This is a genomic window from Emticicia sp. W12TSBA100-4, assembly GCF_040253585.1.
Taxonomy (GTDB): domain Bacteria; phylum Bacteroidota; class Bacteroidia; order Cytophagales; family Spirosomataceae; genus Emticicia.
Map to the genome: position 1 here is coordinate 50,506 of NZ_JBELAU010000009.1, position 15,103 is coordinate 65,608.

Sequence of the window (15,103 nt, forward strand, 5' to 3'; positions counted from 1 at the left end):
TGTTATTATTCAACAAGGTTCTTGAATCTAAATAATCGTTATAAATTGTCAATTTACGTGCTTTTTTCTTCGATTTGACAAGTTGGAATCGGAGTTGCGAACAACCTTGTCCTACTTACTCCCCTTTCACCATTACCGAAATACTACTACTTCTGCCTTTATCATCTGTGCAAGATATTTTTAGTTTACCGAGACTTGGTGTAAAAAAAACTGGCTTATTAGCTGATGTTTTTTGTAATAGTCGGTCGTTGATGTACCAATAAACGTCTCGCACATCATTAGCTGTCTGACACGCCAACTGCATTTGTTGCGTATCATTTTGGCTCAGATAATATTCGCTTCCATTATTCGGATTGGTAATAATCGGTGCATTATTAGCTGTTTTGAAAAACCTCGTGCAATTCGGATTATGGGTCGGAATCTTTTCGTAAAGAATGTGTTTTAATTCATAAAAACTAATCAATTCGGGAGCGAGATTGCTGTAAAGTTTTTCTTTGTATCCATCTACTGGCAAGCACTGCGTACAATAACTCATTGATTCTGAAAGGTTTACATAAAATTTCTTGAGATGCGTACACTTTCGTGTGTGCGAGATATTTTTGATAGAATAATCTAAAATTTTATTACTACAATATTCGCTTGGGAGGTCACCTGACTCGGCACAAACTTGCCGAGATACAACTTCCTTTGGCTGACGAAACCAAACGCTCGAAGTATTATAATCAATCGTATTAAAAATTTGAAAAAGCAAAGGCGTGGCAATCTCTGCTCCGCTCAATTCGGGAACGCCTTCGCCCGAAAAATTTCCAACCCAAACTCCAACCGTATATTTTTTATTATAACCAATACTCCAAGCATCACGACGACCAAACGATGTGCCTGTTTTCCAAGCAATTTTTGGTAAACGATAAGTATAATCAAAATTATTGGGTAAATCTGGACGTTTAATTTGAGCTAAAATTTCGGTGATTAGATAAGTGGCTGATGGGGAAACAAGATTTTCTGTAATCTTCTGTTTCCCCTCCTTTTCAAGGAGGGGTGGCAAAATTCTGGCGAAGCCGAATTTTGACGGGGTGGTTTCGCTCCAACTATCTTGCTTTTTCAAATTGCTATGCCCTAATAACCACCCCGTCCGACTTTCGTCAGGACACCCCTCCTTGAAAAAAGGAGGGGAAATGCTCAAAAAGCTACACTTCTGCCAATTTCCGTCATTGGCAAAGGCAGCATAAATCTGGGTCATTTCTTCGAGCGTTACGCCACAACCACCAAGTACGATTGAAAGCCCTAAATCTTTTTCTTGTTTTTTAACTGTCTGAAAATCAGCCTTTTTGAGTTGTTCAATCAGCGTTGTTTTACCTAAATCTTTTACCACTTTTACGGCAGGAATATTCAACGAATTAGCCAAAGCAAACTCAACGGAAACCTTTCCGTTAAACTTTCGGTCGAAATTTTCGGGTTCAAAACCATTGAAATTGGTCGGCACATCGTTGATGATATTTTTAGGCGTAATAATTCCTTTATCGAAAGCGGTAGCATACAAAAGTGGTTTTAAGGCACTTCCTGGCGAGCGAATTGCCTGCACACCGTCCACTTGTCCACCATCAAGTTTATCATTAAACCCAGCCGAACCAACGTATGCCTCTACTTGCATGGTTTCGTTATTGATTACCAACACAGCGGCATTATTGATATTCATCGCTCGTGTACGATTTACATAATTTGCCACCATCTGCTCAACCTTCGTTTGCGTGGCTTTGCTGACGCTCGAATGTATAATGGCTTCATCAGCAAACTGTTTTTTGAGCCTAAGCGATAAATGCGGAGCATCTTTCGGTGCTTCGTGGCGTGCCACAGTCAAAGGCTCTCGCAAAGCATCGTTAATCAGCTGAATATCAAACACTTTCGCTTGTTGAAATCGTTTGAGCCATTTATTGCGTTCTTCAACGATTAGTGGATTTTTCGTTCCCAATCGCAAACTTGTTGGTCGATTTGGAATAATTACCAGTGTAGTTACTTCAGCCAAACTCAATCTATCGGGTGATTTCTGAAAATACAGATACGAAGCCGATTTTATACCTTCGATGTTTGAGCCATAAGGTACCAAATTGAGGTACATTTGCAAGATTTCGTCTTTAGAATAAAAGATTTCGAGTTGAATTGCCCGAATAATTTCGGAGATTTTATTCCAGTACGTTCGCTCATCGGGGTTTAACATTCTGACCACCTGCATAGTGATTGTACTCGCCCCCGAAGTTCTACGATTTTTTGTAACATTATTGAACGCCGCTCGAAAAATAGCAATCGGATTGACCCCAAAATGATAATTGAAATATTTGTCTTCCTTCGCCAAAATGGCTTTTCGTAGTGTCGGTGTTATCTCTTTCAGTTCTACAAACATTCGCCATTTTTCATCTGTACTCAAAAAAGCGTGTAAAATTTCTCCTTTTTTATCGGTAATAAGTGTAGAATATGGAACTTTGACTTTCGGAGGAAAAAAAAGATTTAACACCGCCGTCACAACAATAAAAGCAAAAAACACTTTTATACAACGGCGTTTAAAAATTTCTTTGAGTTTAGGGTTTATTCGTTCAAACATAAAAATAATGCTACACAGATGCACGAATTAAACGAATTTATGCGAATTTTATGCAGATTATTTTTGAATGACCTAAACCTAATTTCATGGATATTAAACTCAAATCTCAGCTCCGAAAAATTACAACTTTTATTTTTGATGTTGATGGTGTTCTTACCGACGCAACTGTTATTGCCCTACGTGGTGGAGAATTGGCTCGTGTATTTAATGTAAAAGATGGCTACGCTCTCGGAAAAGCCATCCGTTCGGGATTTAGAATTGCGATTATTTCGGGCGGAAAAGAAGAAAGTATTAGAGAAAGACTCTCGCCTTTGGGCATAAAGGATATTTTTCTGGGCGTTAATACCGACCAAAAATTAAGCGTTTTTGATAAATATATTACCGATAATAATCTTTCGGCCGATGAGATTGTATTTATGGGGGATGATTTGCCCGATTGGGAAATCATGAAGCACCGAGAAGTATTATCTGCTTGCCCAGCCGATGCCGTTGAAGAAATCATCGAAGTTGCAGCTTTCAATTCAACTCGTAAAGGTGGAGATTGTGCCGTGCGTGAAGTAATTGAATTGGTAATGAAAGAACAAGGTAAGTGGATGAAGATTTTTTGACCCTCGACTTCGCTCGGGTACCGACCCCCAGCAAAAAGTGCAAAACATTCACTCATTCATAATTAAATATATGAAACGTCGAGAATTTATAAGTCTAACTGCTACGAGTGCATTGCTTTCATCGGTCGAAACGCTGGCACAAGAAAAACCTTTGCTATCAAATGTTGACTCCAAATTTCAACTAAAAATAATGGCTACTAACTGGGGCTGGAGTGGTTCGCTCGATGCCTTTTGTGCTGCTGCCAAGAAGGAAGGCTATGATGGTATCGAAATGTGGTGGCCAAACGAAGCCAAAGACCAAAAAGAACTTTTTGCAGCTCTCGAAAAGCATGATTTAGAAATTGGCTACTTATGCGGCTCTGGCCATAAAGATCCAGCCATTAATCTTGAAAGTTTCAAAAAAGCAATTAATGCCGCCTCAACACAGTCGGCCAAGAAGCCTTTGTATATTAATTGTCATAGTGGGAAAGATTTTTTCACGTACGAGCAAAGTAAACTTTTCATTGACCATACGACCGAAACATCGGCCAAGACTGGAATTAAGATTTGCCACGAAACCCACCGAGGGCGAATTATGTTTGCGGCTCATATTGCACGAAACTTTATTGAAAAAAATCCCGCTTTACACCTAACGCTTGATATTTCACATTGGTGTAATGTACATGAGTCTTTACTTGAAGACCAAGCCGAGACAGTTTCGATGGCACTGGAACGAGTAGAACACCTACACGCTCGTATTGGGCATCAAGAAGGTCCACAAGTCAATGACCCAAGAGCTCCCGAATGGGAAAGTACCGTAAAAGCACACTTTGCATGGTGGGATAAAGTTTTGGAAAGAAAAATGAAAGCAGGTGAAACTATGACCATTTTGACCGAATTTGGCCCACCTAATTATTTGCCAACTTTACCATATACTCAACAACCAGTAGCCGACCAATGGGCAATAAATGTATATATGATGCAATTGCTCAGAAAACGATATTTACGATAAAAAAAGACCGAGCTATCTAAAAATTAATAGCTCGGTACTTATCGTTCATGGAAAACAAGAAAGCACGTAAATTGTTTCAGTATTTGAAAAAATTTACCCTGACTATCTTAGTCTAAAAAACGTACCATATTTAGTATGCTACCGTTTACACAACATCAAAAATTAGCAAGCGGATACAATTGTGGATAAGTTGAATGTTTTCACAAAAACTCTTATAATCAACGTATTAATTCTCTGATTTATCATTTCTACGCTTTATCACAGAAATAAACCATATCGCAAATCAGAAATAACCATTCATATAAATCTTGGATAATATCTGCCAACTTGCTGTACGTTTGCCACGCTTTTGTTCAGAAATTCTTTCGTAAGCAAAGCATAAACTATATCTAAACCGTCAGAAAACCATGTTTTTAGTCGTTATCGGAGCAATTATTTTGATAGTGGCATTTGCTATCAATACTCCTTCCTTACAATTTTCTCGTTTTTCTCGCCCGCTCAAATTCGTGGGACTTATTATCATTATTTTAGGCTTTGCCTCTTCGGCCATCAAGCAGATTGATGCAGGACGAGTTGGGGTACAGTCGCTTTTTGGTAAAGTTCAAGAAGGCACGCTCACAAGTGGCTTGAATTTTATTAATCCTTTAGTTGATGTGACTGAGTTCGACACTCGTACGCAAAACTATACCATGTCGGGCGTTCATGATGAAGGTAAACAACAAGGCGATGATGCCATTCGAGTACTTTCGTCTGATGGTTTGGAGGTTGTGATTGACTTAACTGTACTTTACAGAGTGCAACCCGACCAAGCCCCTACCATTTTGAAAAAAATTGGAGCAAATTATGAAGACGTTATCGTGCGTCCGATTACCCGTACACGTATTCGAGATATTTCGGCATATTATGAGGCAGTAGCTTTGTATTCGACTAAAAGAGACGAATTTCAAGGAAAAATCTTCAAGGCTATCGAAGCAGATTTCAAGTCTCGTGGCTTAGTTTTAGAACAATTATTGGTCAGAAACATCAATTTGCCAGAATCTGTCAAGAAAACTATCGAATCGAAAATTAATGCCGAGCAAGAAGCACAAAAAATGCAGTTTGTATTGCAGAAAGAAAAGCAAGAAGCTGAACGTAAGCGTGTAGAGGCACAAGGTATTTCGGACTATCAAAGAATCATTACTACTACTTTGACTGACAAACAATTACAGTACGAAATGATTAAAGCTCAAAAAGAAATTGCTACTTCGCCGAACTCGAAAGTGATTATTATGGGAGGAAAAGGAAATACGCCCATCATGATAAATGATAAGTAGCGAAGATAAAAACGAGAAATACAAAAGAGCCTTGCAGATAACTGCGAGGCTCTTTTGTATTACAAGCATGACATAAAAACGCCGAACGTATAGACAAAGTTTCGTACTTGAAAAATAATTAGATAATTTTTCAAAAAAGATTTATTTTTACATTCTCCAAGAAAACAGGTGGAATATTGAGAATGTGGCCACACTTATTCATAAAATTATTCACTTATTCATCAACTCTATCATTCTCTCATTGATTTCCATGCGTCAGTCAATCATATACGAAGTAACTATAAACTATATCGGCTCATTGAGCGAGGTTCGGAAACGAGAACCTTTTGTGGTGTATTTTTCAAACCTTAAACGAGCAATTGAGTGTGTGCAAAGCAATTTGGCGGTAAATGGCTGGGAACAAAAGAAGGTAAACTACACGGCAGTTTATCGAACCCTCAAAGTAAAGAATAAATTTGTATGCGATTTTGATGCAATGAAAGTGAAGTTTTTTCAGGTAATTATCACAACAAAAACACTAAATCCGTTATTGACTACACTTGGGATTGATGAGTTTCCTACCACAAAAAAGTAAGACACAATTAAGCGATTTTAGGAAATATAGGATTTAGTTTTCTTTGATTTTATTCTGATTTACAAGAAATCTTTCAGAAAAATTAAATTTTTTCTTTACTTTGTGCAATTAATACTTTAACCTAATACCTTACCTAATGCAGTTTTCAAAACCTAAACTGACCTTTGCACAAATCATTAATATGAATGTCGGATTCTTTGGCATTCAGTATAGTTTTGGTCTTCAACAAAGTGCTGTAAACCCTATTTATGATTTCTTGGGGGCAAGTCCCGACGAAATTCCGCTGCTCAATTTAGCTGGCCCAATGACTGGTCTTTTGATTCAGCCAATTATCGGTGCTATGTCCGATAAAACTTGGTCGCCTCGTTTTGGTCGTCGTAAACCATATTTTTTTGTTGGAGCATTGATGTGTAGTTTAGCCCTTTTGCTTTATCCGTTTAGCAGTACATTATGGATGGCCGCTGGTCTTCTCTGGATTTTGGATGTAGGCAACAATACCGCAATGGAACCTTACCGAGCATTCATTGCCGATAAACTCGATGCTTCGCAACAACCTACGGGCTTTCAGGCACAAAGTTTCTTTACTGGTTTAGGGCAAACTTTAGTAAATCTTTCGATTTTTATCTTCCCTCTGATATTTTTAGGCACAACTGGTTCTTTACCTACTTGGGTTTATGCTTCCTTCTTTTTGGGTGCAGCTTGCTCGATTGGCTCGGTCTGGTGGAGTATGCGTACAACCGCCGAAATTCCACCAAGTGAAGAAGAACTTGCCGAAATGAAAGCCACTCCAATGAGTATTCTAACTCCATTTGTTGATATTCCGCAGGCTATCAGAGAAATGCCAAAAGTTATGTGGCAACTGGCTTTAGTTTATCTATTTCAGTGGTATGCTTTGTTTTGTTATTGGCAGAATTCTTCAAAAAGTATTGCACAATCGGTTTGGAAAACTACAACTTATCAGGATAATCCTGTTTATAATGAAGCCGTTAGTTGGACAGGTTTAGTAAATGGCTGGTATAATATAGTAATGTTTCTGGTGGCATTTAGTTTGGTTTATTTTGCAAAAAAATACTCACCAAAACTCGTACACACTTTCTGTTTGATTTTGGCAGGAATTGGCTTTCTGGCCTTTCCGATGATTGAAAACAAATATTTACTTTTCCCTGCCATTACGGGTTTTGGAATTGGTTGGGCAAGTATGATGGGAATTCCATATTTAATTGTAGTGGGTGAAATTCCGAAAGAACGCTACGGCGTTTATATGGGAATTATTAATATGATGATTGTGATTCCGATGTTGATTCAAACACTTACTTTTGGGTATATTCTGAAAAATTTCTTGAATAATGACCCTGGAAAAGCCATTACGTTTGCAGGAGTACTTTTACTGATTGCCGCAGGAGCAACAATGCTCATCAAGGCTAAGAAAGTAGATGGCGATGTAAATGTGCCAATGGGCGGAGGACATTGATAGAAATGTTTAATGCAAAATGATTAATGGTAAATGTAAAAAGCCTTCAAAATGTATATATTTTGAAGGCTTTTTAGTTATTTACTCATTGAATTTATGGCAAAAATTGTCTGATATAATTTCTACTTTGCAGAATTGCCTTTGTAATATCATCGGGGCTTCCTTCGTAGGCTTTGTCTTCAACTTCAATTACTACTGGGCCACGATAACGCACATCTGTCAGTGCAGCAAAGAACTTCCCCCAACGCACATCACCCAAACCTACGAGTTTTGGCGAATGATATTCGAGCGGATTCGCCAAAATTCCGACCCTATCCAGTTTATCGTAATAAACCTTTACATCTTTCAAGTGAATGTGATGCAAACGCTCTTTGTATTGATAAATTGGTTTGATTTCGTCCATCATTTGAAAAATCATGTGCGATGGGTCATAATTTAATCCGAAAAGTGGCGTTTTGAAAGTTTCAAACATTCTGTCCCATACTGCTGGGCTGATTGCCAAGTTTTTCCCACCCGGCCATTCATCGTTCGTAAAAAACATTGGGCAGTTTTCGATGCCAATTTTTATACCTTCTTGTTCGGCTGTTTCGATGATTGGCTTCCACAGTTTCTTAAATATCTTGAGATTCTCTTCAATATTTTTCTTTGGGTCACGCCCAATGAAGGTATTCATTACTGGAATATTAAGTGTATTGCAAGCCCTGATTACCTTTTTGATATGCTCAATATAAAATTCTGATTTCTTCTTATCGGCATCAAGCGGGTTCGGATAATAACCTAAGCCCGAAACACTGACGTTTTTTTCGTGCAAAAACGATTGAATGTATTTTACTTGTTGAGCATCAAGTTTATCGACATCAATGTGCGTTACTCCAGCATAACGGCGAGTTTCGCCACCCTCTTTAGGCCAGCACATCATTTCAAGACATGAGAAACCATGTTTTGATGCAAAATCTACTACGTGTTCAAAGCCAAAATCGGCCAGAATCGCACTTACAAATCCGAGTTTTAACATAATTATAGTTGAATAGAAGTTTGTTCAATCAAATTTAGAAAAAAAATGGCTTCAGAAAAATCTAAATCTAACGTTTCAACGTATATGTTTATTTAGATCTGCATATTTTGTTTATCATTATCACTATTATATTAAACAAAAAATATATTTACAAAAAACGAGCGAAAGAAAAAAACTATGTAATTTTCATATAAAACATCTATTAATTAACGTTTTAAGGTATTAATAATTTGTTTAATATTTTTGAAAATTATTTACACAAACACTTGTTTTCGTATTTATTTTTTGTTTAACTTTACATCAACAAACATAAACAAACTATGACTGCTATCGAATTCAACTACGCTATATCAAAAACATCAAAGTCATTGAAACCTTTTGCCATGAGGTTAACAAAAGATCACGAAGATGCCAATGATTTATTACAAGATACGCTCATGAAAGCATTCTTGAATCGTGATAAATATTCAGATGGCACAAACTTGAAAGCATGGCTTTATACCATTATGAAAAATACGTTCATCACGAACTATCAACGTATGGTAAGAAAAAATACTTTTATTGATACAACCGATAATCTTCATTATATCAATAGTACTGAAAGTTTGGTTGATAATGATGCTTATTCATCGTTTGCGATGGAAGATATAAATAATGCAGTAGAAACCCTTGACGAAGCATATAGACAACCATTTATGATGCACTTTAAGGGTTTTAAATACCACGAGATTGCTCAGAAACTAAGCATTCCGATTGGCACTGTGAAAAACAGAATACACATTGCAAGAAAGGAATTGAAAGATAAGCTTTATATGTATGCTTATGCTTTCTAAATAATATTTTTTTGATGACTTCAGTCATCCTGTGGTTTTTGGTTAAAAAAGAGGAAGGTTCAAAAAGGTTGTATGCTCTGCTGACAACCTTTTTTCATTTTCGGACAGGAGTTAAACAAGATTAAAACCTACGTTTTTATTTCACACACAACCAAATATAAAAACCATTTAGGCAAACCGAAGCAAGCAAATTGAGCCACATTGTATTTCTGAAATTTGCCTGATCTTTATCTTTTAATGTTTTCAGAAACCACCAACCGAAAAAAGCAAGCGTTGGCAGATTAAAAATCAATAAAGTGACAAAGTCTGCCTGACTGAAATAAAAGAAAAAACCAGTAAAGGCAATTGAGAATACAAGAGCCGTAAACACAAAAGTTCCTCTGATACCGAGCAAAATACTCATTGTGGTGTCGCCACGCTTGGCATCTTCTTCATGCTGATAAATCTGCGACATCGGATAAACCGCCCACAGCATTAGTGTACTTATTATAGAAGGTAAAATTTGAGATTTCAAATGCTCAATATCTTTGTCAAAAACCATTATCACCGAAAAATAAGTAAATGCCCCCTGAAACAAACCAACAATAAACCAACTTAAAATTGGATATTTTTTTAGTCGAATTTTATCATCGCTATATGCCTTTGATACTAATCCATAAACAAAAATCATCAGTGCAAACACCCAATCAAGCACCACCAGACTAATAATTACTGCGAACACATCAATTATCCACGAAACCCAGAAGAGTTTTTTATCGACAGCAGGTGGTTTTTCGAGGCCACCAATACTACCCTCATCTTTATCGAAATAGCTATTATATGCATTACTGGCAGGATAAATAAAAACATGAAGGATTATAAGAATCCAAAATGCCTTTGATTTATCCGGACTCGGAGTTTGACTGATAGCAAACCAGTAAACAGGCATCAAGAAAAATGAAAATGGCAGCCTTAAATGGAGTAGAATGTCTTTTGGAGTCATTATTTTAGTTGAACACGGCGTTTTGTATATCCCAAATATAAACAAATGACTACTTAAAACAAAATGTGTAAATTTGTTGCTGATTTAATACTAATATTTTTTAAAATATTAGACAATATTATTAAAAAATATGTTTATTTACAGATTCTATACGCATTATTCGTAAGGCTGATAAATTTGTGGTTAAATTTCAAGGTTCATTTATCTATTTATACACAATGCCCAAACTAACCTATCAACTAAAAATATTTTGTATTTTGTTTTCACTTATCCAATTTTTGTTCTTCGACACAATCGGACAAGAATATGGGTTAGAGTTTTTAGGGCATGAGGTTGTAACAGATAAACGAACAACATTAGTATTGGGCAATGATGAAGCTATTTGCTCCAATAGTAGCCTCGATTTAAGCTTTGAACTAAAATTTAAACCAAAAGTCAGTTCATATTTTGGTTATGTATTCAGAATTATCACCCAAGAAGATAAAAATATTGACCTGCTGTTTCAATCTGACTCGCAGGGAAAACAACAAAATTTTAGAATAATTTCGGGCGATACAGACATAAAACTCAATCAACAGTTAGATTCTGCTTCGTTATATTCTAAATGGAGTCAGTTTAGAATAAAAATTCAAAATAATCAACTACAAATTTTTTGCAATAATAAACTTCTGGGTGCAGGAAATATCCCATTCCGATTTAATCAATGTTTCAAAGTTTATTTTGGGGAATGTTCAAACCCAAAATTCTTGACAAGCGATGGCCTTCCGATGTATGTACGCAATATCATTCTTAAATCAGGTACGGAAACTACACACCACTGGCCATTGAAAGAAATTTTTGGCAATGAAACAGTTGATATTGTTGGTGGGCAAAAAGCTATCACTAAAAATGCCCAATGGCTACTCCGCAAACATTATGAATGGAAACAACTTACTAAGATTAAGGTAAAAGGAAATATAAGTTTTAGTTTCGATTCTAATCAGAAAAAATTTATCATCAATACTGACCAAAAATCTTTTTTTTATAAAACACTAAACGATTCTCTAAGCTCAAAAGATTTTTTACAAAAGCACAAAAAATTCACTTTTGGAGATTTAGGCCTGTTTTTAACATCAAAAAATAGGCATATTAACATCAGACTTAACGAAAAAAAGCTTTTCAACTATCATTCAAACAATAATTCTTGGGATATTTCGCCCAACGAAAAATATACTCTTACCGAATATTGGCATCATAACAAGTTTGTATATCCCAACGATTCTGCCATTGCTCTGATTGGCGGTTACGGACAATATAAATACAAAAACCTTATCCAAAAATACTCATTTCAAACCAATACTTGGTCAAATCTGACCCTAAAAGGTGATGTGATTGAACCTCGTTATATGTTTGGACTGGGAAATAAAACCGCCACAAAATCATATATTTTTGGAGGGTTTGGCTCAAAAACGGGCGATCAAGGTCTAAATCCACAAAATTATTACGATTTATTTGAGATTGACTGGGAAACAAACTCTGCCCGAAAGATCTATGATTTGAAAGTGCCAGAAAGTCCTTTTGCGGTGGCCTCTTCGCTAATTATCAATAAAGAAAATGACTCTTTCTATGGCCTGATTTACAACCAACTAAAATTTAACTCAAGTCTTCAACTTATCGAAGGTTCGTTGTCTAAACCTGAGATTATGCCAATCTCGAAGGAAATTCCGTACAAGTTTTTGGATGTAGCAAGCACGGCAGATTTATTTTTTGATGAATCTAACTCAAAGCTTTTCTGCGTAACAAGTTTCCACGAACGTCCACCCGCCGACTCAACCGAAATCACCATTTATTCACTTGATTTTCCACCCTCAAATCTTCCAGTTGTAGCCAAAGAGAAGAGTAATTTCTCAGAAAACTTGGTCAAAAATATACTTTATGCCTTACCTTTTTTGATAATTACTTTTTTAATAGGACTGTTTTACCTCAGAAAAAAGAGAGAAAATATAAATCAACAATTTAGCCCAACAACAGCCGAAGAGAAAGTAATTGTTGAGACTAAAATTATTACTGAAGATAAAATAATTGGCATAGACCCAAAAGAGGATTTCAATAAGGGGCAAATATTACTATTCGGTGGTTTTCAGTTTTTAAATGGTAAAGGGGTAAATATAACCAATCAGTTTACGCCATTGCTCAAAGAAATGTTTTTGTACCTGCTTCTTCATTCAATTAAATGGGGAAAAGGTGTAAACTCAGCTCAGTTGAATGAAATGTTTTGGTTCGATAAAACCACCAATAGTGCCAGAAATAATCGTTCGGTCAATATTACAAAGTTGAAAAGTATTTTTGAGCAATTACCAACGATTGAAATTACTAAGGATACAGGAAACTGGAAAATCATATTCGACCCAAACCTTGTCTATATTGACTATTTTGAATTTCAGAAACTCACAACTACTAAGAAAACACTGAGCGTAGAACAAATAAATATCTTAACCGAAATTATTAATCGTGGTGGTTTCTTGTTAAACGTTGAGTACGAATGGCTTGATGATTTCAAGGGAGAAATCTCCAACAAAGTTATTGATACATATTTGGCGTATTCTAAAAAACTCAACATTAACGACAACGCCGAAGAAATTGTAGAGATTGCCGACAATATTTTCAAATTCGATTCGGTTGATGAAATTGCGATGTCACTCAAATGCCGAGCTTTAGTTCACTTGGGTAAGCACACGCTCGCCAAAAGCACTTATGAGAAATTTGCCAAAGATTATCAGCGTCTATACTCTGAAGAATATACCATTTCTTACAAAGAAATTTTAGAGTCATAAAAAAAATGTTTGTATTTTCTCTTAAATACCGTGAAAGCGAAAATAACGAAGATTACTTTCATTAAAATTATACTTCAATTGTAAAATTAAGCTTTTTCAATACACAAAGCGAAGCAAAGAGATAAAGTATAGGAATTTCAAGGCGAATAAATAGACCCTGTAAGTTGTTTTTCTAAGAAAATGTTCAACTTCAATCTTCTACTAAACCAATTTTCCTCTTTTACTCCAACAAATAGGGCAGAAAAAGCACTTTTCTCTAAAAAAAATACAAAAACTATGTCACAAGTTTTGCTTTTCAGAACTTGATTATCTAATTTTGCACGCTGAAATGCGAGTACACTAAAATCAACGTTTCAGATTTTAATTTAAAATTCTCAATAAATGGCAAATATCGGTAAAGTCTCTCAGATTATCGGACCCGTAGTGGACGTAAGTTTTGAAGGCGAAAATTCTCAAATTCCTCCAATTCTTGATGCGTTGTCAGTAACTAAGGCAAACGGTCAGAAAGTAATTCTTGAAGTTCAACAACACCTTGGTGAAGACCGAGTTCGTGCCATTGCGATGGAAGGAACTGAAGGCTTACAACGTGGAATGGAAGTACTTCACTTAGGTTCTCCTATCACGATGCCTACGGGCGATGAAATCAAAGGTCGTTTGTTCAACGTTGTTGGTGAAGCGATTGATGGTTTGGGCGAAGTGACTACCAAAGGTATGTCGATTCACCGTGCTGCTCCTAAGTTTGAAGACTTAGCAACTGCAACCGAAGTACTTTTCACTGGTATCAAAGTAATTGACCTACTTGCTCCTTACGTAAAAGGTGGTAAAATTGGTCTCTTTGGTGGTGCAGGTGTTGGTAAAACCGTATTGATTCAAGAGTTGATTAATAATATTGCCAAAGCTTATGCTGGTCTTTCAGTATTTGCGGGTGTAGGTGAGCGTACTCGTGAGGGTAATGACCTACTCCGTGAGATGATTGAGTCTGGTATCGTTAAATACGGTGACAAATTCAAACATTCGATGGAAGAAGGTGGCTGGGATTTGAGCGTAGTAGATAGAGAAGCTTTGAAAGAATCACAAGCAACATTTATCTTCGGTCAAATGAATGAGCCTCCAGGAGCTCGTGCTCGTGTAGCCCTTTCGGGTTTGACAGTAGCCGAACACTTCCGTGATGGTGATGGCGAAGGTAAAGGTCGTGATATCCTTTTCTTTATTGATAATATCTTCCGTTTTACTCAAGCGGGTTCTGAGGTATCTGCCCTTTTAGGTCGTATGCCATCAGCGGTAGGTTACCAACCAACATTGGCAACTGAAATGGGTACTATGCAAGAGCGTATCGCTTCAACAAAGCGTGGTTCGATTACATCAGTACAAGCTGTTTACGTTCCTGCCGATGACTTGACTGACCCTGCTCCTGCAACAACATTTACCCACCTTGATGCAACAACTGTATTGAGTCGTAAAATTGCTGAGTTAGGTATTTATCCTGCGGTTGACCCTCTTGATTCATCTTCACGTATTTTGTCGGCACAAGTATTGGGCGATGCTCACTACAACACAGCTCAACGTGTGAAGAATATCTTACAACGTTACAAAGAATTACAAGATATTATTGCAATCCTTGGTTTGGAAGAACTTTCCGAAGAAGATAGATTGACAGTATCACGTGCAAGACGTGTACAGCGTTTCCTATCTCAACCATTCTTCGTTGCTGAGCAATTTACAGGTTTGAAAGGAGTTTTGGTTGACATCAACGATACAATCAAAGGCTTTAACCAAATCATGGATGGAGATTATGACCACCTTCCAGAAGCTGCATTCAACTTAGTAGGAACTATCGAAGATGCAGTTGTGAAAGGAGAAAAATTAATCGCAGAAGCGTCTAAATAATTAAGAATGTAGAATTAAGA

At 36.7% G+C, this 15,103-nt stretch carries 11 protein-coding genes; 8 read left to right on the forward strand and 3 right to left on the reverse strand.

Annotated features, from left to right (window positions below):
• Positions 1-115: 115 nt before the first annotated feature.
• Complete coding sequence (pbpC, locus tag ABR854_RS14130) at positions 116-2,596, reverse strand: penicillin-binding protein 1C (protein ID WP_350266061.1); 2,481 nt, start codon at positions 2,594-2,596, stop codon at positions 116-118.
• Positions 2,597-2,682: 86 nt separating this feature from the next.
• Between pbpC and ABR854_RS14135 the strand changes: the two genes are divergently transcribed.
• The 5 genes from ABR854_RS14135 (at position 2,683) to ABR854_RS14155 (ending at position 7,553) form a co-directional block, all read left to right on the forward strand.
• Positions 2,683-3,204 (forward strand): KdsC family phosphatase, encoded by a 522-nt coding sequence (locus tag ABR854_RS14135; RefSeq protein ID WP_350266062.1) that lies wholly within the window; start codon positions 2,683-2,685, stop codon positions 3,202-3,204.
• 70 nt (positions 3,205-3,274) lie between these two features.
• Complete coding sequence (locus ABR854_RS14140; protein ID WP_350266063.1) at positions 3,275-4,195, forward strand: sugar phosphate isomerase/epimerase family protein; 921 nt, start codon at positions 3,275-3,277, stop codon at positions 4,193-4,195.
• Positions 4,196-4,602: 407 nt separating this feature from the next.
• Complete coding sequence (locus ABR854_RS14145) at positions 4,603-5,508, forward strand: prohibitin family protein (protein WP_350266064.1); 906 nt, start codon at positions 4,603-4,605, stop codon at positions 5,506-5,508.
• 250 nt (positions 5,509-5,758) lie between these two features.
• Complete coding sequence (locus ABR854_RS14150) at positions 5,759-6,082, forward strand: hypothetical protein (RefSeq protein WP_350266065.1); 324 nt, start codon at positions 5,759-5,761, stop codon at positions 6,080-6,082.
• Positions 6,083-6,218: 136 nt separating this feature from the next.
• Positions 6,219-7,553, forward strand: a complete 1,335-nt coding sequence (locus ABR854_RS14155) for an MFS transporter (RefSeq protein ID WP_350266066.1) — start codon at positions 6,219-6,221, stop codon at positions 7,551-7,553.
• A gap of 94 nt (positions 7,554-7,647) precedes the next feature.
• Here ABR854_RS14155 and ABR854_RS14160 read toward each other — a convergent pair whose 3' ends face one another.
• Complete coding sequence (locus ABR854_RS14160) at positions 7,648-8,568, reverse strand: sugar phosphate isomerase/epimerase family protein (protein ID WP_350266067.1); 921 nt, start codon at positions 8,566-8,568, stop codon at positions 7,648-7,650.
• 320 nt (positions 8,569-8,888) lie between these two features.
• Here ABR854_RS14160 and ABR854_RS14165 point away from each other — a divergent pair, with 320 nt between their 5' ends.
• The gene (locus ABR854_RS14165; RefSeq protein ID WP_350266068.1) at positions 8,889-9,401 is read left to right on the forward strand and encodes an RNA polymerase sigma factor; all 513 of its coding nucleotides are present in this window, start codon (positions 8,889-8,891) and stop codon (positions 9,399-9,401) included.
• Between the two features lie 136 nt (positions 9,402-9,537).
• Here the strand turns inward: ABR854_RS14165 and ABR854_RS14170 are convergent, their stop codons facing one another.
• Entirely contained in the window at positions 9,538-10,383 is an 846-nt protein-coding gene (locus ABR854_RS14170) for a UbiA family prenyltransferase (protein WP_350266069.1), read from the reverse strand.
• Positions 10,384-10,601: 218 nt separating this feature from the next.
• Between ABR854_RS14170 and ABR854_RS14175 the strand changes: the two genes are divergently transcribed.
• Positions 10,602-13,196, forward strand: coding sequence for a hypothetical protein (locus tag ABR854_RS14175; RefSeq protein ID WP_350266070.1), 2,595 nt, complete (start codon positions 10,602-10,604; stop codon positions 13,194-13,196).
• Between the two features lie 381 nt (positions 13,197-13,577).
• On the forward strand, positions 13,578-15,083 hold the full coding sequence (gene atpD, locus ABR854_RS14180; protein WP_350266071.1) for a F0F1 ATP synthase subunit beta: 1,506 nt from the start codon (positions 13,578-13,580) through the stop codon (positions 15,081-15,083).
• The last annotated feature ends 20 nt before the right edge of the window (positions 15,084-15,103 follow it).